A 24,274-nucleotide genomic window follows, 5' to 3' on the forward strand; every position below is an offset into this window, starting at 1 on the left:
ATCAATTAATTAAAGAAATTTTGAAAATATTTAGGAGCAGAATGCTATAATATTGTTCATACCCATTTTGAACGATGAGTAAGGGCAAAAGGTTAGCCAATGTGTCGCCCACGTTAGGAGACTCAGTTGGAGGCTGCCATTCTTTAAAGTTTCTATAACTTATCAAAGCTCTCTGAGGCCTAATGGCAGGCCGGCCTGTTTAGAGCGCCTGAGCCCCTCTCCCGCCGCGTATTACATACCATGAGACTGGTTCGATCACTACCCAAGAAATGAAACAACAATTATAATTTCACTTCAATCTCTCCGCTTTTATTCTCTATTATTTCTTCCTGAAGCTTAACCCCATCAAAACCATGCAAAACAAATTTCAGCTGCATAAACCTCGATTTAGATGAGCCTTCAACTGATGATAAACTGAGGCTTTTTTCTATGGGATTGAAACTGATAACACGTTTATAATAAACACCCTGCTCATAATCATATGATACGCCATCGTCTTCATAATAAATAAAACTATTTGCTTCCCTGCCGTTCCATACGTGTACCTGCAATATACCGTCGCCTTTTTCATTGGTGCTTTGTACAACACTTTGCATAGGGATAATGCCGCCTGCTTTTATAAATACCGGCAGATCGGTTAATGGCGCCTGAACATTAACAATCTGTTCTCCCTCATAAAACCTATCGCTGCTTAACCTATACCACGAGCCTCGGGGCAGGTAAACATCTTCGGTTAGTTTAGTGCTTTCAACAGGAGCAACCAGCATCGCGTCGCCAAACATAAATTCATTTTGAAAACGCTCATCAAAAACATTCCCGTCAAAACTGTGCTCAATAGCTAATGTGCGGCTTACCGGCAGGCCGGTTTGGGTTGATTGATAAAAGCTGCTGTACAGATAGGGCAGGATTTTGTACCGTTGTTCAATGTCCTTCTTAATGATCTGTTCATTATTTTTACCCCATTCCCATGGTTCGCGCATTTTACTACCTTGTATGGCATGATTGCGGAACATTGGGGTATATGCACCCAGGGAGTTCCAACGTACCATGAGCTCAGGCGTAGGATTGCCGCTGAAGCCGCCGATATCCACCCCGATAAAACTCATACCTGTAATGCCCAAACTATTTACCAGTCGTTGTCCTAAAAGCATATGGGCATCGGTGCCGGTGTTGTCGCCCGTCCACACGGCCGAATAGCGCTGCGTGCCCGAATAGGCGGCCCGGGTAAGTACAAACGGTCGTTTGTTTCCCATGATCTTTCTTGTGCCATCATAAGTGGCGCGGGCCATTTGCATGCCATAGGCATTACGCACTTCCGGCATAAACTTATCTCCAAATTTTACTATCCAGGGGATATTTTGCCCCCAGGCGGCAGGCTCGTTCATATCATTCCAGAAACCTTCAACGCCGGGTTGAGTAAGAGCGGTGAAGGCTGCTCCCCACCATTCGCGTACCTCTCCCCTGAAAAAATCCGGAAAGTGACAGCGGCCCGGCCACACATAGCCGGTATAATTTTCGCCGTCGGGATATTTGGCAAAATAATCCTGCTCAATACCCTCATCGTATTCCTTATAACCTTCTTCTACCTTAATTCCCGGATCAACAATGGTAACCAGCCTAAAGTCCATCGCCTTTAGTTTATCGAGCATTTGCTTGGGTTTAGGGAAAGTTTTTTTGTTCCAGGTGAAGATCTTGAAATCGTCCATATAGTCGATATCGCAGTACATTACATCGGCAGGGATCTGTTTTTTGCGGAAGGTTTGGGCGATGTTCAATACTTCATCGGCGCTCATATAACTCCATCGGCATTGCTGATAGCCCAGGCTCCAGAGCGGCGGCATTTCCATCCTGCCGGTAAGCCAGGTATAATCTTCAATTATTTTCGCAACACCTTGTGCCCCGAAAAAGTAGTAATTCAAATCGCCGCCATCTGCCCCGAACCAGCTTGTTTCCTCATCTGTGGATGCACCAAAGTCGAAGTAGCTTTTATGGGTATTGTCAAGAAACAAACCGTAAGTTAACCCGCTGTGTAATCCTATAAAAAACGGAAAGGTTTTATACAGCGGATCGGGTTCGGGCGTGTGGTTTGGCGCATCGGTATTCCAGTTTACGTAGGCCGCGCTACGCCTGTCGAGGTTACCGGTTTTTTCGCCCAGGCCAATAAACCGTTCACCCTCAAACAACCGGCGATAACAGGTCACCCGTTCGCCCTGCCAGTTTGTACCAAAGCGGGCGTCATCTTCACTCAGCGAGCTACCTGCAGCCGTGAAAAAGTTAAACCTTAAAGGCGATTTCTGAATACTGAGCTTCAAGGCTGGTGTAGTAATATCAATATTGGCCGATGACTCATCAAAATCGAAATCGGCCAGTGGCTGCCTGATTACCGCAAAGGAAGGATCATCCGGGTTGAAATTTTTACTGATGCTTACCCTGACAATTGTAGGGCTATAGATATAAACCCTTGCTTCGGCTTCGGCGGTTTTAATTGTTAAAATACCATCCTGTTGTTTAAAGCCCTGTACGTTACCTGCAATTTCTAAATTCATGCCTGTGGGGTACCCGGAATAGATAAAGGTACTTAAAGGCAACGTTGTTTGGTTAGGTTGGTTTTGTTAAATGTAGATTTTGAAAACGTTGCATGGATTTTTCTATTTCATCCCCGAAAACGACCAACCCGCTTTCCTGCCCGATCAACACTCTTTAATTTTCGACCAACTTGTAAAATACTGATAATTAGTGTTTTTTTGGTGTTTGCCGAATGCTTTTGGGTATTGGTCTATATCTTTTCGGTGCTGGTATAACACTTTTTAGCACTTTAAATTAATGTTGTTCATTTGATCATTGAAAATAACAAACACAAAATATTTAACATACTTAAAAGCTCAAAATCATGAAAACTTCAATAAAATTATCAGCATTACTCTTCTTATTAAGCGCAGGCATATTTGCTACTACAGCAGCTAAAGCCGCCGATGTAACTCCTAAAGCTAAAGAGGTTGTTACCTTTAAAGCCCTTGACCACGACCGCGGTGTTAAGTTAACGCTCGCAAAATCAGAAAACGGCCGTTCATTTGTACGCGTTTACAGCAAACAAAATGAACTTTTGCTGAAAGACGTTGTATCAACCAAAACCGATGTTGAAAGGGGTTATGTTTTAACCAACCTTGAAGATGGTGATTACATTATGGAAGTTAAAACCAATAACCAGGTGGTTAAGAAAACCCTGCACGTTTATGAAGACGGCGATCAAAAAACATTCTTTATTTACCAGGACTAATTTAGGAAGCCATATCAAACAAAAAGCTCCCGTTCGGTTGGAACGGGAGCTTTTTGTTTGAAGGAGCAAATATTAATTAGTCCCAAAGTTTTTCGGGGTAAACGCCGCCTGTTACCAGGTCGGAGATACATTTTTGCACTATTGGCTTATCTTCCTTGTAAGTAACTCCAAACCATTTTGCACCGGTTGGGATCACCTTAAAAGAGGCTGTACCATTTTTGATCAGCTTATCGGCAACCAGGGGAATAAAGAACTCCGATTTCGGGTTGTTTTCGTTAGCAGCAACAAACTCCCTGAACATATCCTCACTTTGCTTGAAAATAGCCGGTGTAAATCCCCAGAAATTCATCGATACACGTGTTTCATTATCAAGCGGATGTTCGCCGGTTGCATCTTTATAAGCTACGCTGCCGTCCTCTTTAAAATAAACTTCAGTGCGTTCGTTAATTTCAACCATGTTACCATTATCATCAACGCTGCAAACACCACGCGATACCGAGCCATAGTCAGATAATGTACGGTCAATCTGGTATCCGATTATTGAATACTGGTCGTCTTTAACGTCGGTGGTTAAAAATTTAGCCATTTTTTCAAATGAATCATAGCCGTAAAAGTCATCAGCATTGATCACACAAAAAGGCTCGTTGATCTGGTTGCGCGCCGCTAACACGGCATGGGCTGTTCCCCATGGTTTGGCACGTTCAATCTCTTTATCAATACCAAATGGCTTAAGATCAAAGCTTTGATATACATAGTCTGTTTCAATGCGGCCGGCAAGCTTAGGCTCAAAAATCGCCTTGAAGTTTTCGGCAAACTCTTCGCGTATAATAAAACTCACCTTGCCAAAGCCCGCTTTTATAGCATCATATATTGAGTAATCAATAATTGTTTCGCCGTTGGGGCCAAAGCCGTCAACTTGTTTCATACTGCCATAACGGCTGGCCATCCCTGCGGCCAATATCAGTAAGGTTGGTTTCATAGATAGTATCGGGGGTATTTGTTAAAAGCTATTTTATAATTAATGTTAATAAGGAATGGATTTTTGCCCTTATTGTTTTACAAATTGTACTTTTTGTTATTTGATGTACCTAAAGTCCTGACCGGCCTGGATATTCAGCAGAGACTCGTATATCAAACGGATCACGTTATCAACATCCTCTTTATGGATCATCTCGACGGTGGTATGCATATACCGTAAAGGTAATGAGATTAATGCCGATGGCACGCCGTCATTTGAGTAAGCAAAAGCATCGGTATCGGTCCCTGTTGACCGTGATGATGCCTGACGCTGGAACGGTATGCCCGCTTTTTGAGCACTTTCAATAAGCAGCTTATTCAGGTTGTTTTGTACTGCCGGAGCATATGATACAACAGGGCCTTTACCGCAGGCTAAGTCGCCCTGGGTAATTTTGTTGATCATTGGCGTTTGGGTGTCATGCGTAACATCGGTAACAATAGCCACATTGGGTTTAATTTTATGCGCTATCATTTCGGCACCGCGTAAACCTATCTCCTCCTGTACCGCGTTAACTATATATAAACCGAAAGGAAGTTTTACATTGTTTTCTTTAAGTAAACGGGCTACCTCGGCAATCATAAAGCCGCCTGCACGGTTATCAAGCGCACGGCCAACATAATAGCGATCGTTAAGCACCATAAATTCATCTTCGTAAGTGATAACACAACCTACGTGGATCCCCAGTTTTTCAACTTCTTCTTTTGAGGTGCAACCACAATCTAAAAAGATATTTTTAAGGGTAGGCGCTTCTTCTTTATCACCGCCCAGGCGGGTGTGGATAGCAGGCCAGCCGAAAACAGCTTTAACCACGCCATTATCGGTATGGATATTTACACGTTTTGAAGGCGCTATCTGATGATCGGAGCCGCCATTGCGGATAACATATATTAAGCCATCGTTAGTGATGTAATTCACAAACCATGAAATCTCATCTGCATGAGCTTCAATAACTACTTTGTAATCGGCTTTAGGATTTATGATGCCAACCGCGGTGCCATAATTATCAACATAATGGGTGTCAATATAGGGCTTCAGGTATTCGAGCCAAAGCTCCTGGCCTTTCCATTCAAAACCTGTAGGTGAGGGGTTGTTAATATATTTTTCAAAAAACGCGAGTGAAGTTTCGTTTACAACGGAAGTATGCTGGGGCGCGTCAGATTTCTTTTTAGCCATATTGAATTAATGTTTTCAATCTAAATGTAGTAATACAGCAAATATAATAAAGCTCATGACATTGCACTAAAATTAAACCGGATATAAGCGGTATATCAATTATATAAAATCAATATTAAACGTTTTTGAAAATATTTAGTCACAATGAAGGCGCTGGTTTGTTTTGATACAAAAATGACCGGTTATTTCATAAAGCTTTCATGCTTATGTTATACCTTTCCGCGATATTTAATTTTTTATAAGGTGAAACTATTCAGGCTAACTTGTATCCTATTTGCGGCATGTTTTTTAGCGGCATGCAGCGTACCTCAATATGTAAATGTTCCGGTTGATTACGCGCCTAAGCTGAATTTTAACAGGGCAAAAACAACCATCGTGGTCATTAACCACTACATGCCCGATTCGACCCGTAACCGCAATAAACGCGTATTAACTACATTTAAAGCCGCCGCTTATACCGCTATAAACAACGCGGCGGTACAGCTGCATGCGCTGCCCGGTGTAAAAGTTGTACAACTGGTTGATTCGGTTAATTTTACCGCCAATACCGATTCGGTGAAATTTCTGGCAAAAAAATACAACGCTTCTTATGTGCTCGCGTTTGAGGATTTTAAAGGCGAAACCAAATTGCAGCAGGATTATTATAACGGCGTACCTTCGGTTTACCGGGTATCGGTGGTTAAAACCAGCTTTACCCTTTATGAAGCCAATGGCATCTACTTTAAAAGGCTAAACGGCGAGGCTGAAATAAATGATAATAATCCTTATGGTAATGCATCCAGCTTACTTGCCCATGGCGGACCTTTATTTGATGCTATCCGTAATTCGGCATTGGATGCCCTAAAGGATTACCTGCCGTACACCGATTATCATGACAGGCCCCTGTATACTAATGGCGACCAGCTAAGCAACTCGGTAGAACTGATCAAAGCCGGAAAATTTGATCAGGCTTTCAAGGTACTAAACCCGCTTATTGACGGGCCCGACCTGAAGCTTGCCAGCCGTGCAGCTTACAACCTTGCGGTGGTTTATGAGGCGCAGGGAGATATTGACGCCGCACTTGAGGTGGCTAAGATCTCAAACCAAAAGCAACCGAATGATTTTGCCAAAGCTATTATTGTTGATTTGATGAAAGAGTAATTATAAAGCGGAAAGCAAAATGCACAAAGCTTAAAACAGTTGTGCGCTCGATAGCTTACCACTCTTGTTATTGCTGGCCTGGAGAAGGAATAAGTTGTTTTTCGAGGATCTCGTAGTCGAAGCCGTTTTTTGAAAATAGCTTGCCGGTATGTGTGAAGCCATGTTTTAAATAAAAACCAATGGCCGATACCCTGGCATTGCACCATAATAACGCGCCTCCATTGGTAAGGGCAAAATCGGTTATATGCTCCAGCATTGCTTTACCGATGCCCATTTTTTGAACTGTTTCATCAACAGCAAATTTGCGAAACTGCCATTCGGTGCCTTTATTAAAAAGGGATACTACCGCTATGATATGATTATCTTTAAAAGCAGCAAAGTGATAGCCGTGATTATCCTCTTCCATCTCCATTTCATAAAGCTTGCTTTCGGGGTATAATATGCGTTGCCTTAACCGCCAGGTAAGCTCGGGACGGATTTGTTCGATAGAGATATTTTTCATTGCGGATTTCGGATGTTCGATTTCGGAATTAGAAACGCAAAGGTAAACAAATCCGACTTTCTATTGCCGAAGGCACAAGTAATCACGGCACCGGCAGCCGCACAATACTTGCGCCATAAACAGCCAGAAAGGCAATTACGGCATCTACAATAAAAAAGAAAATAAATCCGAAATCGAACATCCGAATTCCCAAATCTACAGTGGAATATTCCCGTGTTTCTTCCTTGGGTTGTTTACTACTTTATTTTCCAGCATTTTAAAAGCCTGGATCAGTTTAATGCGCGTTTCGGCGGGTTCAATAACTTCGTCGATAAATCCACGTTCGGCAGCGCGGTAGGGATTGGCAAAGGTATCTGAATATAATTGTTCCATCTCCAGCCACTTGGCTTCATGGTCTTCGGCCTTCGTGATCTCCCGTTTAAAAATGATTTCGGCGGCACCTTTGGCTCCCATTACCGCAATCTCGGCCGATGGCCAGGCAAAGTTCATATCGGCACCAATATGTTTGGAGTTCATCACATCATAAGCGCCTCCATAAGCCTTGCGCGTAATTACAGTAACACGCGGAACGGTGGCTTCACAAAAAGCATATAACAGTTTAGCGCCATTGGTGATAATAGCATTCCATTCCTGGTCGGTACCGGGCAAAAAGCCGGGAACATCTTCAAACACCAGCAGCGGAATGTTGAAGGAATCGCAAAAGCGTACAAAACGGGCGGCCTTGGTTGATGAATGGATATCCAATACCCCGGCCAAAAAAGCGGGCTGATTGGCCACTATGCCAATACTGCGGCCTGCGAGGCGCGCGAAGCCCACCACAATGTTTTCAGCAAAATCTTTATGCACTTCCAAAAACGAAGCTTTATCGATGATATGATCAATAACCTCGCGGATATCATAGGGTTGTGAGGCGATGGACGGCAGGATGGTATTAAGCTCGGGCCTAAGCTCGTCGCCGTTTTCGTAGGGAGCGGCAGGAGCTTTATCCTCACAATTTTGAGGCATATAACTCAGCAGGCTTTTGATATGCTGAATGGCGGCTATTTCATTGGCACAGGCAAAATGAGTAACACCCGATTTGCTGGCATGGGTGTTAGCGCCGCCCAGTTCTTCGGAGGTTACCACTTCATGCGTAACCGTTTTTACTACGTTAGGCCCGGTAACAAACATGTATGAGGTATGCTCAACCATCAAAATAAAATCGGTAATGGCGGGCGAGTAAACAGCACCGCCTGCGCATGGCCCCATAATAGCCGAGATTTGCGGGATAACGCCCGATGCCATGGTATTGCGGTAAAAAATATCGGCATAACCGCCAAGGGATACCACACCTTCCTGGATGCGCGCACCGCCCGAGTCATTAAGACCGATAAGGGGAGCGCCATTCTTTAGGGCGAGATCCATGATCTTGCAGATCTTTTCGGCATGGGTTTCGGAAAGCGAGCCGCCAAACACTGTAAAATCCTGGGAAAATACGTAGGTGAGCCTCCCGTTTATGGTACCGTAACCTGTAACAACACCATCGCCGGGATACTTTTCTTTTTCCATGCCAAAATCAATGGAGCGATGGGTAACCAGCATGCCTATCTCCTGGAACGAGCCTTCATCCAATAAAAAATGCAAACGCTCACGTGCCGTTAATTTTCCTTTTTTATGCTGACTTTCAATACGTACCGGGCCTCCGCCCTGCATGGCTTCATGACGTTTTAGCCTTAACAGATCAAGCTTTTTATCCACAATTCAGGTTGTTAGTAATTGTCTAAAAATAGTAATTATATTGTAAGAATAGCTTTTGCTTACTTATTCTGGTGGTTTAATAACGGATTTTTATATATTTGTGTTGATGAAGATCAGGAACAATAAAATATGGGTAGTGGCGCTGTTCATGACCGTCTTTGTAATAAAGATGGGCATTTCGCTTGCACCTGTTTTTTTATATCTTGATAATAAAACGGTAAGTGCGGTGATCCTTCAGCTGGAGCAGGAAAGCAAAACTGAAAAAGACAGCCCCGAAAAAGACCTTGTGAAGGAGAAAAAAATCTTCGATGAGTATGACCTTCATACTATAAACTTCATCACATTTATTGCCGAAACCAAAGTTCTCCATAACCAGGAAAACGCCTTATATAAGCAGGTATATCACCCTGTGGTCCCCACGCCGCCGCCCAACGTTTAAAATGATTAACCGGATACTTCCCTATCCGGATAGCAATGCTATTTAATTCATTTTAAAGTTTTACTCAATTTTTCATTCTTATGCAAATCAAGCAAGGTGAGGCTGCTATGGGCAATCTCAACCTAAAAAAATATTTTCTGCCCAAAAATTTAAAAAGGGATATTCCTTCAAGTGTCGTTGTATTCCTGGTGGCTTTGCCGCTGTGTTTAGGTATAGCGCTGGCATCGGGAGCGCCGCTCTTCGCAGGCGTATTAACAGGCATTATTGGCGGTATAGTGGTAGGTACGCTTAGCGGCTCGCAATTAAGTGTGGCCGGTCCTGCGGCCGGTTTAACGGTAATTGTACTTAATGCCATTACTACACTTGGCGCTTACGAAACCTTTTTAATGGCCCTGGTACTGGCGGGTGTTTTCCAGATCATACTTGGAATTGTTAAAGCCGGTACCATTGCCAATTACTTCCCGTCATCGGTTATTGAGGGGATGCTGGCAGCGATAGGTATTATTTTGATCATGAAGCAGTTTCCGCACGCTGTTGGCTATGATGCCGATTTTGAGGGCGATGAGGGCTTTCGCCAAATTGATGAACACAATACTTTTTCAGGCATAACACGGGCTTTCGCCCGGATAAACTATGGCGCGGTGATCATCAGCGTGGTATCCCTGGCTTTTATGATCTACTGGCCTAAGTTCAAAAAGCTGGCTATAGTTCCGGCTCCTTTATTGGTGGTACTGGCCGGTATCGGGCTAAGCCTCGCGTTTTCCGGAACAGGCCTTGCCTTGCTTGATAAGCAGTTTGTACGAATACCGCTGGTGAACAGCAGTGCCGAATTTTTCGCGCTGTTTAAATCGGCAGATTTTAGCCAGATAGGCAACAAGCAGGTTTGGATAACGGCCTTCACCATTGCGGTGGTTGCCAGTTTAGAAACGCTGCTGAGCCTGGAGGCTGTAGATAAAATAGATCCTATCAAACGTATCTCGCCCACCAACCGCGAACTGCTTGCACAGGGAACGGCCAATATCGTTAGCGGTATGCTTGGCGGCTTACCCATGACTGCGGTTATTGTGCGTTCGTCGGCAAACGTAAATGCCGGTGCCCGCACTAAAGTGAGCGCCATACTGCATGGCATATTGTTATTGGTTGCTTTACTGGCGATACCGTCTTTAATTAACCATATCCCGCTGTCGTGTTTGGCAGCGATCCTGCTGATGACTGGGTATAAACTGGCTCGTATAAGCCTTTTCAAGCACATGTGGCACCAGGGCTTGAGCCAGTTTATCCCTTTCGTAGTTACCATTGTGGCCGTTGTTATGACCGATTTGCTTATTGGTGTGGGCATAGGCATGCTGGTGGGGATCTTTTATATTCTGCGTACCAACCTGCGTAACCCTTATTTCTATCATCTGGAAAAGAACGGCAGCAAAAAAGTTATCAGGATTAAGCTGGCCGAGGAAGTATCCTTCCTGAACAAGGCTGCCATACAGGTAACGCTTACCAGCTTACCGCAAGGCGCCGAAGTGGTGATCGACGGATCAAACTCAAGGTACATCGATCCGGATGTGCTGGAGATCATCCACAATTACAAGCACAATGCCTATACCAAGGGCATTATAGTGCAACTGAACGAAGTAAAGGACAAGTACGATGTACCTCCTTTAAAAGAACTGGTTTATAACCCTAACTAAAAAATCGAAAAACAATGTCAACACAAGAAAAAACAAACGGCAAAGCCGTAATAGATACAAACAATATTAAACTGGCCCAATCAAGCAGTTACAGTACTTTAATTAAAAACAACGCCGCCTGGGTTGAGCGTAAACTTGCCGAGGATGGTGAGTACTTTAAGAACCTGGCCAAAGGTCAGAGTCCTGAAGTGCTGTGGATAGGCTGCTCAGACAGTCGTGTACCGGCTAACGAGGTAACCGGAACCAAACCCGGCGAAGTGTTTGTGCACCGCAATATTGCCAACGTATGCGTACACTCGGACATGAACATGCTGAGCGTACTTGACTATGCCGTTAACGTACTAAAAGTAAAACACGTTATTGTTGCCGGACACTATGGTTGCGGCGGTGTTGCCGCTGCTATGAGCAGCAAACAATTTGGCTTAATTGATAACTGGCTGCGCCACATTAAAGACGTTTACCGTTTGCATAGTCATGAACTTGACCGTATAACCGACGAGACCACCAAAGTTAACCGCCTGGTTGAGCTTAACGTTACCGAACAGGTATATAACCTGTGTAAAACCACCATTATCCAAAACGCGTGGAAAGAACGTCATGACCTTGAAGTACACGGTTGGGTTATAGACCTGGGCAGCGGCCTGGTTAAAGATTTGAAAGTTAGCAGCAGCAGCCCGCATAATTTAGGCTACGTATACGAGCTTGACGTTGAAGCTGTAGCTGCACACTAAAATATAATTTGATCAGTGCTTCCGACGCTGTAAGGGGCGTAGGGAGGTTTGATTGTTAAGTTGATCCCGGCTCTTAGGAAGTGGCCGGGATTTTTTTTAGCCCGCCCCACCCAAACCCTCCCCGGAAGGGAGGGCTTAAAATTAAAAGTCTCCCCTTCCGGGGGAGATTTAGAGGGGGCTTGTTAAAATATTATCCTTTGCATCAAACAAGCTTATATAAACTTGGTTAAGGTTTTGTAAATTGTAACTGAACCCCTGCAGTGAAATATATATGCTTAAAGCTGTAAAAGAACAACGTACCCTTAAAGAAAACCTGATGCTGGCCTCGTCAACGGCATTTGTAGCGGGCGTTACCAACGTGGCGGGCATGCTGGCTTTTTTGGCTTTTACATCTAACATTACCGGGCATGTGGCTAACCTCGCCAAACACATTATTGAACAAAACTACCGCCAGATGATCATCTTTTTAGTTTGGCTGCTGATGTTTTTTGCCGGGGCTTTTGTATCCAGTTTCATTGTACGTTCATTTGATGATAAAAGCAGGTGGCGGGCAAACTCCACTCCAATGGTAATTGAAGCTGTTATTTTACTGGGAGTTGCCATTTACGGGCATAATTTTTACCGGGAAACACAGACGGAACGCGAAATTGTGATCAGCGCTATTTTGTTTTCGATGGGATTGCAGAACAGCCTCGTTTCCAATATCTCGGGCGGCCTGATCAAATCGAGTCATTTAACCGGTTTATTTACCGACCTGGGCAGTGAGGTGGCCGAATGGTTTCATCCCCGCACAGAAAATACCGAAACGGCAGGTAATAAAATATTGATCAGGTTTACGGTGCTTGGGTTTTACCTGTTTGGTGCACTGGCAGGCGGATACTTTTTTAACCTGTATGAGTTTGCCATTTTTTATTTTATCCCTGTTATTTTGCTCACCATTATGTATTATGATGTTTCGCCGCTTGCTTTGCATAAACTTAGCCGTATGTTTGCATCGGGCAGAAAACGTCAAACCGCATCTTAAAACATCAATCTCAAAAATATATGTGCGCTCAAATTCATGATACCAGTCATATCACCTATGAAGGCTTACTGGAAGGGAACAAAAAATTTATTGAAGGTGCTTTAGCCGAAGATCCTCAATACTTTGATAAACTGGCCAACGGGCAAAAGCCCCCTATCCTTTGGATAGGCTGCGCGGACAGCCGCGTACCTGCCAACCAGATCACCAATACCGCCCCGGGCGAGATCTTTGTGCACCGTAACATCGCCAACATGGTTATCCACTCGGATATGAATATGCTGAGCGTACTTGACTATGCCGTGAACGTATTGAAAGTAAAACACGTAATAGTGACCGGTCATTACGGTTGTGGTGGAGTTAATGCCGCTATGAGTAACAACCAATTCGGCCTGATTGATAACTGGCTGCGCCACATTAAAGACGTTTACCGTTTACATGCCGATGAGCTTGACGCTATTACGGATGAAACCGAGCGCAGTAACCGCCTGGTTGAACTAAACGTGATTGAAAACGTGAACAACCTTTGCAAAACATCGATAGTACAAAACGCGTGGAAAAACGGCCAGGAACTTTCGGTACACGGCTGGGTTTACAGCCTCAGCACCGGCCTTATCAACGATATGAAAGTAAGCACATCCAGCAATGAAAATATGGATGCTGTGTTTAAGTTCAAGTGAGAATAGAAGCAAGAAACCAAGAGTCAGGAATCAAGACTGGAAGGTTCAATAGCTTATAAAAAAACAAGAAAGAGTCGAAAAATCGGGTTTTAACATTTCCGATCTTCGACTCTTTTTATTTCTAAGCTATGACCTAAAGATTCTTAAACCAGCTTCTTCTTGTCTCTTGAATCTTGGTTTCTTGACTCTCTTCTCAACTACACTTCCTTAGCCAAAAATGGGTACCTGTAATCTTTTGGCGGATCAAAGGTTTCTTTGATGGTGCGTGGCGATACCCAGCGAAGCAGGTTAATCATTGAACCGGCTTTATCATTAGTGCCCGATCCCCTGGCGCCGCCAAATGGCTGCTGACCAACTACCGCGCCTGTAGGTTTGTCATTAATGTAAAAGTTACCCGCCGCGTTGCGTAAACGGGTGGTAGCTTTTTCAATAGCATACCTGTCCTGCGAGATGATTGAGCCTGTAAGCGCGTAGATCGATGTTTTATCGACAATGTCAAGGATCTCATCAAATTTATCATCCTCATAAACGTAAACAGTTAATACCGGGCCGAAAAGCTCCTCGCACATGGTTACGTAATATGGGTCTTCAACTTTTAGCACAGTTGGCTCTATGAACCATCCTTTGCTTTTGTCATAGCTGCCACCGGCAACAATTTCAACACCTTCGTCGGCTTTAGCAGCGTCAATGTATTTGGCCAGTTTATCAAACGACACTTCGGTGATCACGGCATTGATGAAGTTTTCAAAATCTTCTACCGGGCCAATTTTAAATGAAGTAATGTCGCGCTGCATGTTTGCTTTTACCGCAGGCCACAATGAAGCCGGGATATAAGCCCTTGAAGCAGCCGAACATTTTTGTCCCTGGTATTCAAAAGCGCCGCGAACAAGGGCAGTACTTACTACATCGGCATTGGCACTCGGGTGGGCAAGTACAAAATCTTTACCACCGGTTTCGCCTACAATGCGCGGATATGTTTTGTATTTGTGGATGTTGGTGCCAATAGTTTGCCAGATGTTCTGGAATACTTTGGTTGAACCGGTGAAGTGGATCCCTGCGAAATCAGGGTGGTTAAAGATCACTTCGCCTGCAACAGGGCCATCAACATAAATCAGGTTGATAACGCCATCGGGTACGCCGGCTTCTTTAAAAATCTTCATAATCACGTTAGCAGCGTAGATCTGCGTATAAGCAGGTTTCCAAACCACTACGTTGCCCATCATGGCTGCAGATGCAGGCAGGTTACCGGCAATAGCAGTAAAGTTAAACGGTGTTAATGCAAACACGAACCCTTCTAAGGGACGTTGTTCCACACGGTTCCAAACACCTTTACCAGATACAGGAGGTTGTTGTTTGTAGATCTCGGTCATGTACTCTACGTTGAAACGCAGGAAGTCGATCAACTCACAAGCCGAATCGATCTCGGCCTGGTAAGCGTTCTTTGACTGACCAAGCATGGTGGCTGCGTTGATTTCGGCACGGTATGGGCCGGCAATCAGTTCGGCAGCTTTCAGGAATATGGCAGCACGTTGTTCCCAGGCCAGGTTTTCCCAGTCGGCTTTGGCTGCAAGGGCTGCATCAATCGCTGCGGTAACGTGGCTTGCATCACCTTCGCTGAAGGTAGCCAGCAAATGTTTATGATCATGCGGCGGACGGATTTCCAACTTAGTGTTGGTACGTACTTCTTTGCCGCCAATGTACATAGGTATATCTAATTGTTGGGCACGACCGGCTTCTAAAGCTGCCTTAAGCGCCACACGCTCCAAACTCCGCGGACCGTAATTTAAAACGGGCTCATTTACCGGTGCCGGAACATTAAAAAATCCTTTAAGCATAGATGATAATTTATGTTGCCGCAAAGATAGGGATTTTGCAGGGGAAGGTTGGGTAGGCGAATGTCAAAATAATGGTGGGTTCAATTAACATTTCTGAGCCTGAATTTTTATTACATTAGTAGACAATGAAGCCCGAAGAAAAATACAAGAGTAAACTGGTCCGGCAATTTAAAGTTATTTTCATTTTCACTATCGTTCTGCTAATTGCGATGGGAACTTATTCCCTTTACACAGGAAGTTCAACAGGTGGCGTCATTTATGGACGATTTGGTGGGTCAGGAAGAGTGGCTTATGGCGCTTACGGTTTTTTTGAAATGGCCGGTGTTTTGGTGTTGGGCACAATAATCTTTTCTTTGGCTTCAAAGGCAAAGAAGTAATACTGGTCTTCTATACTAAATATATTTACATAGATGCTAGCCCCAATCGACGACTTCTACCTCACCAAAGATGAACCCAACCGAAGCTGCCTGTTATCTATGCGCGATATAATCTTGTCATTTGATTCAAATATCACCGCTGAATGGAAATACAACATGCCTTTCTTTTGCTATAAAGGCAAAATGTTTTGCTACCTGTGGATCCATAAAAAAACACAACAACCGTTTTTAGGCATGGTTGAGGGCAAACACCTGCATCATCCCGATTTAATATTTGACGACCGCGCCCGGATCAAGATCATGATTTTTAATCCGGAAGAGGATTTACCTGTTGATAATATCCGGTTGATTTTAAATGAGGCGATTGATCTGTACAGATCAGGATTGATTAAATTGCCGAAGAGGAAGAATTGAAGCAATGAAACTAAAATTACTGGTTATAAGAACTGCCAATACGCAGAAGCTGGTTGATTTTTATCAGCTACTTGGAGTTAGCTTTGATTATCATAAGCATGGTAATTCCCCATATCATTATTCAGCTACTGTTGATGGAACGGTGATGGAAATATATCCGCTTACAAAAAATCAAACTGAAGCGGATGGAAACCTGCGCTTAGGTTTTGAATTAGAAGATTTTGATAAGGTAATTAAATTATTAAAAGAAAGCCAGGTGCGGTTCGCATCTGAACCTGCACAAACTGATTTTGGTTTTATGGCAGTAGTTGTTGATCCGGACGACAGAAAGGTGGAGTTGTATAAGAAACCTTGATATAAACCGTTGTCATCGACTGAGCGGAGCAAGGTTGCGCGTGGGATTGAAAGAGAAATCTTGTACGCCATGCAAATCCGGTAGGCATGGTGGTTGATCATCTTTCTTTAATTTAAAGAGACCGGAAACCATCCTATTCCCTTTAACCTTTTACATTTGCCCCCATGCAATCCCTACTCCACGAAGATCAAACTTTTACCAAAATAACCGCCGGTCAACTCACCGGCACCGCTTACGAAAACTGCAAATTCATCAACTGCGATTTTTCCCACGCCCGGTTTGCGGGGATCACTTTTGTTGATTGCCTGTTTGATACCTGCAACCTGCTCCTTGCCGAATTAGGCAATACCGGTTTGCAGAACATTCGTTTTAAGCACTGCAAAATAAGCGGCGTAAACTTTGGCAAGGCTAATGACTTTTTGTTCGAAGTGCATTTTGAGGATTGTATTTTAGACAACGCTGTGTTTTATAAAAAGAAGAACAAGAAGGCAACCTACACCGATTGTTCCATGATGGAAACCGACTTGACCGAGGCCGACCTGAGCGATTGTAAATTCATTAACTGTAACCTCAAAAACGCTTTCTTCAGTCGTACCATCCTTAAAAACGCCGACCTGAGCACATCCTATAACTTCATCATCGACCCGGATGATAACGTCATCAAAAAAGCAAAGTTCTCGCTTCATGGTTTACCAGGATTGCTTAACAAATATGATATCCGGATTGGATAATATTTTGGCGACTTATTAGTTAATACCAAAAGCATAAAATTAAGAATCGTCATTGCGAGTAACCATCAGGGAAGCCCTGAAAAAAACGTAATGACATGTAAAATATATTTTAGCGGTGTTGCGCGTGGGCCGCGTTAGATTCTGTGTTGATATGCAAAAGTTATTTTTTATTTTTGAGTCTTAGGCAGCTTTATGTTAGCCTGTTTAGGGCAGTCCTTCAATTGAAGCGACTGCTCTAACTATTTTCGGATATGTGTGCATTCTGTTGAAGGTAGTGTTTTTCGAATGGTTTGTTGGTTTTGTATATAGTGTATACCATCTCCAATAATTTTCTTTGTACTGCTACAGTAGCTTTCATTTTCACGCTATTTCGGGATACGATCCGGACAAATATAGCTTTATATCTTTCTGAATGTCTTATGGCCGCTAATGCAGGTAAGTGCATGGCTTTTCGTAAATGCTTGTTCCCCCTTTTAGATATCTTGGGTTTGCCCTTAACGGATGAGCCGGATTCTTTTTCCCTGACATCCAGCCCGGCGTAACTGGTCAGCTGCTTTTTACTCCTGATCAGCTCAAAGCCGTTTGTTTCGGCTATGATCACAGTGGCCGTTAATAAGCCGACTCCAGGAATAGTGGTAATGGTAGCCAGTGTTTGTTTTAAATGTTTGTCCTGTGCTACAGCTGTTCTAATCTCAGTAAGTATTTCTTTAAGTTGTTCACCAATCATCTTTATCCTGTCCATCATTCTGCGGATAGTATCTTCCCCCGGAAAAGCTTCGGACTGTTCAGCATGTAGCTGGTTCTTGATCATGGTTCTTTCTGCAATAAGTTGTTCTCTTTCACGGGTTATCTGCCGCAGGGTCCTGAACACCCTTTTGGGTTGTACCCAGTTATCCAGTTTCTTTTCAAGTCCGAACATGGCTATGGCAAAAGACATTGATTTATCGGTAATTGTTTTGATCTCCAGTGTCTTGAAGAAGTTCGAGATCTTGTTGGGCATGACAATACTTACAGCATACCCTTTGCCGGCCAGATAATAAGCAAGGCGCTCGTGGTATACACCTGTGGCCTCCATTACATATCTTAATGGATATTGGGGGATGCTTTGCTTGTTTATCCATACTTCCAGGTTTGCAAATCCTTTTTCATTGTTTGGAAAAATCTTGTTCGCATAAACTGTTATAACTGCCTGCTCATCCATCTTGCCGATAGAAACCACCAGCTCTTTTTGAGCCACATCAATACCTACTACTTGTTTTAATAATCTGCTTGCCATTGATCAAAGTTTTTAACTGTTATAAGTGAAAACCTTTCTTCGTTTTTCCTCCTGTTGGTTATCCTGGATATACTGCCTGGTCGTATTCCTTACATTCTGTTCAAACTCAAAAAAGTAAAGGAGTGAGGCTATATCTAACGCTCAACATGCTCAAGGCTGTTTGGGATTGCTGTGCTCTCACTCTTTTCACTCATAAAATCATTACAATAATATTAGATGTAAACATAGGAGGGATTGCAGTGTAAAGCCCGCAGCGTGTAGAGAAGTTGCGGGCAGGAAAAGCGAGGACTTGCAACGGAAAGCCCGGGCCGCAGGCAACGCCCATGTTATACAACTGATCAAAAAAAATATACTTAATAATCAACAACTTACAATCACATCATTATAAGGAACGAAGACAACCGAGCGAAGGAAACTCATTAATACCTATAAAAAACAAATTATAGATATTAATAATCGCGAACTATACAGATCGGATCTGCTAATCGGGGATTGCTTCGTTCCTCGCAATGACGCGTTTGAAATCTTGAAACTACTTACTGATCACAAACCTTATGCAAAAACTTGTCCTGTTTTTTTCTTTTCTGTTGATAAGCACCGGGGCTTTATCTCAGGCCGACACTTCTGCGTTTACCAAATTCAATGATTTTAATAACCTGGTTTTAAACGGTGGTGTCAAAAAACCGGAAGCTCAAAAGCAATTTGAAACCCTGTTAAAACGAATTAACATCCTGGAAATGATCCGTGCTGAGCGGATCATTCCAAAAACGCAATGGGTATTCCCCTTAAAAGGCTATAAAAGCAGCGCCATAGGCGGTACCCATGGTAATGGTTACTTTGATAAGGGTTACCGTTACCTTGACGGCAACAAACATGGCGCCCATCCTGCACACGATATATTTATTAATGATAAAAACCAGGATTGTATCGATGACCGTATCAGTAAGCCTGTTGAGGTAGTTAGTGTAGATGATGGCTGGGTAATAGCCTGTACCAATCAATGGGAACCGAACAGCAATATGCGGGGAGGCAAATTTATCTGGGTCTATCATCCGGCAACTCATATTTTCACGTACTATGCGCACAATAAGCAGATTTTTGTAAAACCTGGCGACTACGTTAAGCAAGGCCAAAAAATAGCCGAAGTAGGCCGCAGCGGCTATAACGCCTACAAAAAACGTTCGCCTACCCACCTCCATTTTTCGGCATTTAAACTGGTAGATGGTATCCCCGTTCCTTATAACCCTTATGAACAGCTAAAAAAAGCCAAAACGTTATGAAAATCCTGATCACCTGCCTGCTCCTATTTCTGAATATTAACATTGCGCCTCCGGATAACGTGATTAAAAGATTCGCGGTACCGGCAGGCTATCAGCGTATAGCAGCGTCACCCGGTAGTTTCGGGGCATGGCTTCAGGCATTACCATTAAAACCGGCGGGTACACCAACCAAAACTTATAAGGGAGATATTGCCCGTACCGATGTTTACACCGCAGCAGTTATTGACATGAGCATAGGCAACCAGGACCTGCAGCAATGTGCCGACGCGGTGATGCGCTTACGCGGCGAATACCTTTATCAGCAAAAGAAATACAACGAAATTTCTTTCAACTTTACCAGTGGTTTTAAATGCGATTATGAACATTATGCCAAGGGGTATCGCTATAAAAATGATCGTTGGGTATTAAAAGCCAAACCTGATTATTCATACAAAACATTCTTAAATTACATGAACCTGGTGTTTAGCTATGCAGGTACCTTATCTCTGCAAAAAGAATTAAAAACCGTAACTAACCCCAATGACGTTAAGCCAGGTGATGTGTTCATCCGTGGGGGCTCGCCCGGGCATTGTTTTATTGTGCTCGATGTTGTAGAAAATGCCGCTCATCAAAAGCAATTTTTGTTAGCGCAGAGTTTTATGCCGGCCCAAAATATCCAGGTATTAAAATATGATTCACCTTGGTTTGCTATGGACCAGCACAGCGGGATCATGTATGGCGAGCTGATCAGTAAAAATTATTTGAAGCGGTTTTAGATGAAGTGTATAAAAGAGCGTCATTGCGAGTAGGTAAAATCCGGAGGCCTCTGAAGGTGAAATGACAAAAGAGGGCCTGTCAGTCTGAGCCTGTCGAAGACTCGCGCGCAGAGGCCTACCCACCATGCTTCGACGGGTAGCTTGTCGAAGGACGCGCGCAGAGGCCCACCGCGCCATGCTTCGACAGGCTCAGCATGACACCCATTTTTAATTATGTCATGGGTAGGAACGAAGCAGTGGATAGTTAGAGGCAGGCTACCTCTTCTGCACCCTGTCATAAAACCCGCCGAAGCTGTTCATTTTTACAGCATCCTCATTAAAAAAATCGCCGGGGAAACCTAATTCAATAGCGCTAACTTCATTCAGCTTTTTGAAATGTTCGGGAGTTAATTTGGTATCGATGGCCTTGAGGTTATCATTTAACTGGTCAATTTTGGTAGCACCCACAATGGGGATACACCTAAAATCCCTGTCCATCATCCATTGCAGGGCAACATGGCTTTCGGATACCCCTAATTCAGCAGCGATGCCAACAACCACTTCAGTAATAGTTTTAGCCCTGTCGTTACGGCGGTTACTTTCCGGTTTTACACGTCCCGGTTCGCCGCGCAGGTATTTGCCGGTTAATGCACCACCTGCTAGCGGGGCCCATGGGGTAACCGTCATGCCATAGTGCTTTGCCATCGGTATCAGCTCCCGCTCGGCAGTCCGGGCCAGCAGGCTGTACTCCACCTGTAAGGCAATGAACTGGCTCCAGCCCATCAGCCCGGCAAGGGTGTTCCCTTTTGATACCACCCACGCGGGCGTATCACTGATAGCGGCGTAGTTTACTTTGCCCTGTTTTATCAGGTCGTCCAATCCGCGCAGCACCTCATCAATAGGAGTAATATTATCCCAGATGTGCAGGTACAGCACATCAATAAAATCAGTTTTGAGGCGTTTAAGGCTTTCTTCCACGCTACGCATCATGTTTTTGCGGTTATTGCCCGATGCATTAGGATTGGTGGTATTATCCTTTAGCGTGTACTTGGTAGCCAGCACAAAATAATCGCGGTCATGATTATCCAGGTATTCGCCAATGATCTTCTCGCTGGTACCCAGTTTGTATACATTGGCGGTATCAATAAAATTGCCGCCTGCATTGGCAAAGGCATCCATAATGGCAAAGCTGGCATCTTTTTCGGCGCCCCAGCCGCCTTCGGTACCGAAGCCCATAGTGCCCAGGCATAATTCAGAAACTTTAAGGCCCGAGCGGCCTAATAATTTGTAGTTCATATATGGTGATGTTTTGTGCAACGTTTTTAAAATATGTTATTGGCGAAGCGTGGCAATCTTGTAGCCAATGCATGTACAATTTGCAAGGTGGCTGAGCATAGCTACGCGGTTCCCGCGCTATCGCTTATAATGACGTGATTGTAGTCATTGATATCAAGTGTGTACTTTTAATCTTTTTTATAACATGTGCGTTGCCTGCGGCCCGGGCTTTCCGTTGCAAGTCCTCGCTTTTCCGGCCCATAATCCCTATACGCGCTGCGGGCTTTACACTGCAATCCCTAACGCTCCCCCGCACAACCCGGTTGGCAATAACATGGTTGGTTTTAAGAATTTATAAAACCATCCGGAAAAAATACTTTCCAAACAATCCCTCCTTCAACTTTGTACTATTTAATACATCGCTAATATACCAAATTATGAAAATCATCACCCTCCATACCAATACCGACATCAATCAGTTATACCAGTTACTGCACGAAAAACTTAACCCGCTGTTTCATGAGCAACGAAAAAGCGAATTAAATTTCACCGTTGAGCGCAAAGGCGGGGCGGTTGAAATTTCGTTGCCTGCTGTTTATGAAGGAGCACTGTTCAGCATCGCGATTAACGGTAACGAACTTTGGATTACCCGGAATGAACATTATGTTGACGATGTAAATTCGCTCACCGTCGAATCGATCCTGAACGATCTGTTCAGCAAAATTGCCGGTAATTTGGGTACGGATCTGGTACAGGAGGGATAGTGGGCATAACGCTAAGCAAATTGAAATGAGCCAAATAATTTTTAGCTTTAACAGAAAAACATCCCTATGCCTAAAATTTATAGCCTGCTCATCCTTTTTCTGTTTGCTGCATTTACCATACGAGCACAAAAACTCCCTGAAAAAAACGGCGAACCGGTGATCATTAACCGGGACACCCTGTTTAAATTTTATGCCCCGCAGGGATTGTTTGATCCTAAAGAGCGCGCCGGGATTGTTACCCAACGCATTAAGGCCCTGATGAGCCGGATAGATTTTAACCCGGATTCGTTAACACTTAAAAACGATACGTCCATATCGATAATAACCTACAACGGCCAGATGATCATGGGGGTTAATAATACCGATGCCTCTTACTCCGAACTGAACCGGCCGCAGCTGGCAGCAAGCTACTTATCCATACTAAAAAACAAGCTGGGCAATGTTTTTGAAAGCAACAGCCCCAAACAATTAATCACCAACGTGCTCGAAGCCGTGGCGGTTGTTATACTGCTTATTGTGCTGATCTGGATTGTTAATAAAGGTTTTAGGTGGATAAAACTTAAAATTATACGGGGATGGGAAAACCGTGTTAAAAAGCTGGCAGAAAAAGGAGCTCCAATAGCCTATGCCTCGCGGCTACTTCCGTTTATCAGTGGACTGGTAAATATTGCGCGCCTGTTCATTATCCTGTTGCTGGTTTACCTGGCTTTACCCGTGTTGTTTTATATTTTCCCTTCCTCGCAGCCTATAGCCACACAGTTAATTGGCTTTGTGGTTAACCCGTTGAAAAGTATCCTGCTGGCCATTGTCCGTTTTATACCCAACCTGCTTACCATAACAGTTATTTACCTGGTTACCCGCTACATTGTAAAACTGGTAAAATTTATAGCCACCGAAATAGCAAACGGGGCCATCGCTTTACAGGGTTTTTACCCGGAATGGGCTATCCCAACTTACAATATCATCCGGGTACTGATGTACGCGTTTATGTTTGTGGTGATATTTCCATATTTGCCGGGATCGCAGTCTAAAGTGTTCCAGGGGGTTACGGTGTTTATAGGCGTACTGTTTTCTTTAGGTTCCTCGTCGGCTATTGCCAATATGGTATCGGGCATTGTACTTACCTATATGCGCCCCTTTAAAATCGGCGACCGCATCAAAGTTGGCGAAATTATGGGCGATGTAATTGAGAAAAACCTGCTGGTTACCCGCGTACGCACCATTAAAAACGAAGACGTAACCGTGCCCAACGCTACCATTTTAAGCGGTGCTACGGTTAACTATACTTCATCGTCAAAAACATTGGGTTTGATACTGAATACCAGTGTTACCATTGGCTACGACGCCTCCTGGGAAACCATTCACAATCTGCTCATCAGCGCGGCCGAAGCAACAGAAGGCATTCTTGCCAATCCAAAACCGTTTGTACTGCAAACTGCTTTGAATGATTTTAATGTAAGTTACCAGATAAATGCGTATACGGATCAGCCCGGCAAAATGGCCGTGATCTACTCAGCGCTATATCAGAATATACAGGATAAGTTTAACGAAGCAGGCATGGAGATCATGTCGCCGCACTTTACCGCTGTGCGCGATGGAAGCCATATCCAGATCCCCGAAAACTATGTTGCCGATGGGTATAAAAAGCCGGGGTATAAAATAGAGCGGGATAGCTAAAAGCCATTAATTAGCTGAAAGCCGAAGGCTTAAAGCAGAAAGCTATGGGACAGAAGCTAAAAGCAAAAAGCCCTGAAAAAGAAGCACTAACTAAAACCCGGTTGCAAGGAAGGCTTTAAGCTTAAAAATCTCCTTTAGCGCAAGTCTTGAGCG

23 protein-coding genes are annotated in these 24,274 nt (G+C 43.9%); 15 read left to right on the plus strand and 8 right to left on the minus strand.

Features of this window, described 5'->3' with window-relative positions; genetic code table 11:
- Window positions 1–281: 281 nt before the first annotated feature.
- Complete coding sequence (locus tag ACEN82_RS20270) at window positions 282–2,546, minus strand: glycoside hydrolase family 31 protein (protein ID WP_413320795.1); 2,265 nt, start codon at window positions 2,544–2,546, stop codon at window positions 282–284.
- Between the two features lie 344 nt (window positions 2,547–2,890).
- On the opposite strand from ACEN82_RS20270, the gene ACEN82_RS20275 reads away from it, so the two are divergent.
- Window positions 2,891–3,277, plus strand: coding sequence for a hypothetical protein (locus tag ACEN82_RS20275; RefSeq protein ID WP_413320797.1), 387 nt, complete (start codon window positions 2,891–2,893; stop codon window positions 3,275–3,277).
- 76 nt (window positions 3,278–3,353) lie between these two features.
- Here the strand turns inward: ACEN82_RS20275 and ACEN82_RS20280 are convergent, their stop codons facing one another.
- Window positions 3,354–4,256, minus strand: a complete 903-nt coding sequence (locus tag ACEN82_RS20280; protein ID WP_090534248.1) for a nucleotidyltransferase family protein — start codon at window positions 4,254–4,256, stop codon at window positions 3,354–3,356.
- 96 nt (window positions 4,257–4,352) lie between these two features.
- The gene (locus tag ACEN82_RS20285) at window positions 4,353–5,468 is read right to left on the minus strand and encodes a M42 family metallopeptidase (protein WP_090534250.1); all 1,116 of its coding nucleotides are present in this window, start codon (window positions 5,466–5,468) and stop codon (window positions 4,353–4,355) included.
- A gap of 243 nt (window positions 5,469–5,711) precedes the next feature.
- On the opposite strand from ACEN82_RS20285, the gene ACEN82_RS20290 reads away from it, so the two are divergent.
- Window positions 5,712–6,608 (plus strand): DUF6340 family protein, encoded by an 897-nt coding sequence (locus ACEN82_RS20290; protein ID WP_413320799.1) that lies wholly within the window; start codon window positions 5,712–5,714, stop codon window positions 6,606–6,608.
- 67 nt (window positions 6,609–6,675) lie between these two features.
- Here ACEN82_RS20290 and ACEN82_RS20295 read toward each other — a convergent pair whose 3' ends face one another.
- Together ACEN82_RS20295 and ACEN82_RS20300 are read right to left on the minus strand one after the other, a co-directional pair.
- Window positions 6,676–7,110, minus strand: a complete 435-nt coding sequence (locus ACEN82_RS20295; RefSeq protein ID WP_090534315.1) for a GNAT family N-acetyltransferase — start codon at window positions 7,108–7,110, stop codon at window positions 6,676–6,678.
- Window positions 7,111–7,305: 195 nt separating this feature from the next.
- Window positions 7,306–8,847: an acyl-CoA carboxylase subunit beta gene (locus tag ACEN82_RS20300; protein ID WP_217633227.1), complete on the minus strand. Its 1,542-nt coding sequence runs from the start codon at window positions 8,845–8,847 to the stop codon at window positions 7,306–7,308.
- 106 nt (window positions 8,848–8,953) lie between these two features.
- Between ACEN82_RS20300 and ACEN82_RS20305 the strand changes: the two genes are divergently transcribed.
- The 5 genes from ACEN82_RS20305 to can (ACEN82_RS20325) all read left to right on the plus strand — a co-directional run bounded on the left by ACEN82_RS20305 (window position 8,954) and on the right by can (ACEN82_RS20325) (window position 13,403).
- Window positions 8,954–9,286: a hypothetical protein gene (locus ACEN82_RS20305; RefSeq protein ID WP_176622231.1), complete on the plus strand. Its 333-nt coding sequence runs from the start codon at window positions 8,954–8,956 to the stop codon at window positions 9,284–9,286.
- Window positions 9,287–9,366: 80 nt separating this feature from the next.
- A complete protein-coding gene (locus ACEN82_RS20310) occupies window positions 9,367–10,971 on the plus strand; it encodes a SulP family inorganic anion transporter (protein WP_223266110.1) in 1,605 nt (534 codons plus the stop codon).
- A gap of 14 nt (window positions 10,972–10,985) precedes the next feature.
- A complete protein-coding gene (gene can, locus ACEN82_RS20315; RefSeq protein WP_090534255.1) occupies window positions 10,986–11,702 on the plus strand; it encodes a carbonate dehydratase in 717 nt (238 codons plus the stop codon).
- A gap of 271 nt (window positions 11,703–11,973) precedes the next feature.
- On the plus strand, window positions 11,974–12,726 hold the full coding sequence (locus ACEN82_RS20320; RefSeq protein WP_413323149.1) for a YoaK family protein: 753 nt from the start codon (window positions 11,974–11,976) through the stop codon (window positions 12,724–12,726).
- A 20-nt stretch (window positions 12,727–12,746) separates the two neighbouring features.
- A complete protein-coding gene (gene can / locus ACEN82_RS20325) occupies window positions 12,747–13,403 on the plus strand; it encodes a carbonate dehydratase (RefSeq protein ID WP_373615039.1) in 657 nt (218 codons plus the stop codon).
- A 197-nt stretch (window positions 13,404–13,600) separates the two neighbouring features.
- On the opposite strand, the gene pruA is transcribed toward can (ACEN82_RS20325), so the two are convergent.
- Window positions 13,601–15,238: an L-glutamate gamma-semialdehyde dehydrogenase gene (pruA, locus tag ACEN82_RS20330; protein WP_413323150.1), complete on the minus strand. Its 1,638-nt coding sequence runs from the start codon at window positions 15,236–15,238 to the stop codon at window positions 13,601–13,603.
- A gap of 125 nt (window positions 15,239–15,363) precedes the next feature.
- Between pruA and ACEN82_RS20335 the strand changes: the two genes are divergently transcribed.
- The 4 genes from ACEN82_RS20335 (at window position 15,364) to ACEN82_RS20350 (ending at window position 17,115) form a co-directional block, all read left to right on the plus strand.
- On the plus strand, window positions 15,364–15,615 hold the full coding sequence (locus ACEN82_RS20335) for a hypothetical protein (protein WP_413323151.1): 252 nt from the start codon (window positions 15,364–15,366) through the stop codon (window positions 15,613–15,615).
- A gap of 33 nt (window positions 15,616–15,648) precedes the next feature.
- The gene (locus tag ACEN82_RS20340) at window positions 15,649–16,029 is read left to right on the plus strand and encodes a DUF1801 domain-containing protein (RefSeq protein ID WP_413323152.1); all 381 of its coding nucleotides are present in this window, start codon (window positions 15,649–15,651) and stop codon (window positions 16,027–16,029) included.
- Window positions 16,030–16,033: 4 nt separating this feature from the next.
- Window positions 16,034–16,384, plus strand: a complete 351-nt coding sequence (locus ACEN82_RS20345) for a VOC family protein (RefSeq protein ID WP_413323153.1) — start codon at window positions 16,034–16,036, stop codon at window positions 16,382–16,384.
- Window positions 16,385–16,548: 164 nt separating this feature from the next.
- A complete protein-coding gene (locus ACEN82_RS20350) occupies window positions 16,549–17,115 on the plus strand; it encodes a pentapeptide repeat-containing protein (protein ID WP_413323154.1) in 567 nt (188 codons plus the stop codon).
- Window positions 17,116–17,350: 235 nt separating this feature from the next.
- Here the strand turns inward: ACEN82_RS20350 and ACEN82_RS20355 are convergent, their stop codons facing one another.
- The gene (locus ACEN82_RS20355; protein ID WP_413323217.1) at window positions 17,351–18,391 is read right to left on the minus strand and encodes an IS110 family RNA-guided transposase; all 1,041 of its coding nucleotides are present in this window, start codon (window positions 18,389–18,391) and stop codon (window positions 17,351–17,353) included.
- Between the two features lie 554 nt (window positions 18,392–18,945).
- Between ACEN82_RS20355 and ACEN82_RS20360 the strand changes: the two genes are divergently transcribed.
- Entirely contained in the window at window positions 18,946–19,671 is a 726-nt protein-coding gene (locus ACEN82_RS20360) for a M23 family metallopeptidase (RefSeq protein WP_413323130.1), read from the plus strand.
- Entirely contained in the window at window positions 19,668–20,426 is a 759-nt protein-coding gene (locus ACEN82_RS20365; protein ID WP_413323131.1) for a DUF4846 domain-containing protein, read from the plus strand. Before ACEN82_RS20360 ends, ACEN82_RS20365 begins: the two co-directional genes overlap by 4 nt.
- A gap of 255 nt (window positions 20,427–20,681) precedes the next feature.
- On the opposite strand, the gene ACEN82_RS20370 is transcribed toward ACEN82_RS20365, so the two are convergent.
- Window positions 20,682–21,701, minus strand: a complete 1,020-nt coding sequence (locus ACEN82_RS20370) for an aldo/keto reductase (RefSeq protein WP_413323132.1) — start codon at window positions 21,699–21,701, stop codon at window positions 20,682–20,684.
- Between the two features lie 416 nt (window positions 21,702–22,117).
- On the opposite strand from ACEN82_RS20370, the gene ACEN82_RS20375 reads away from it, so the two are divergent.
- Together ACEN82_RS20375 and ACEN82_RS20380 are read left to right on the plus strand one after the other, a co-directional pair.
- Entirely contained in the window at window positions 22,118–22,444 is a 327-nt protein-coding gene (locus ACEN82_RS20375; RefSeq protein WP_413323133.1) for a hypothetical protein, read from the plus strand.
- A 66-nt stretch (window positions 22,445–22,510) separates the two neighbouring features.
- Window positions 22,511–24,121: a mechanosensitive ion channel family protein gene (locus ACEN82_RS20380; RefSeq protein WP_413323134.1), complete on the plus strand. Its 1,611-nt coding sequence runs from the start codon at window positions 22,511–22,513 to the stop codon at window positions 24,119–24,121.
- Window positions 24,122–24,274: the final 153 nt, after the last annotated feature.

Source organism: Mucilaginibacter sp. Mucisp73 (assembly GCF_059491465.1).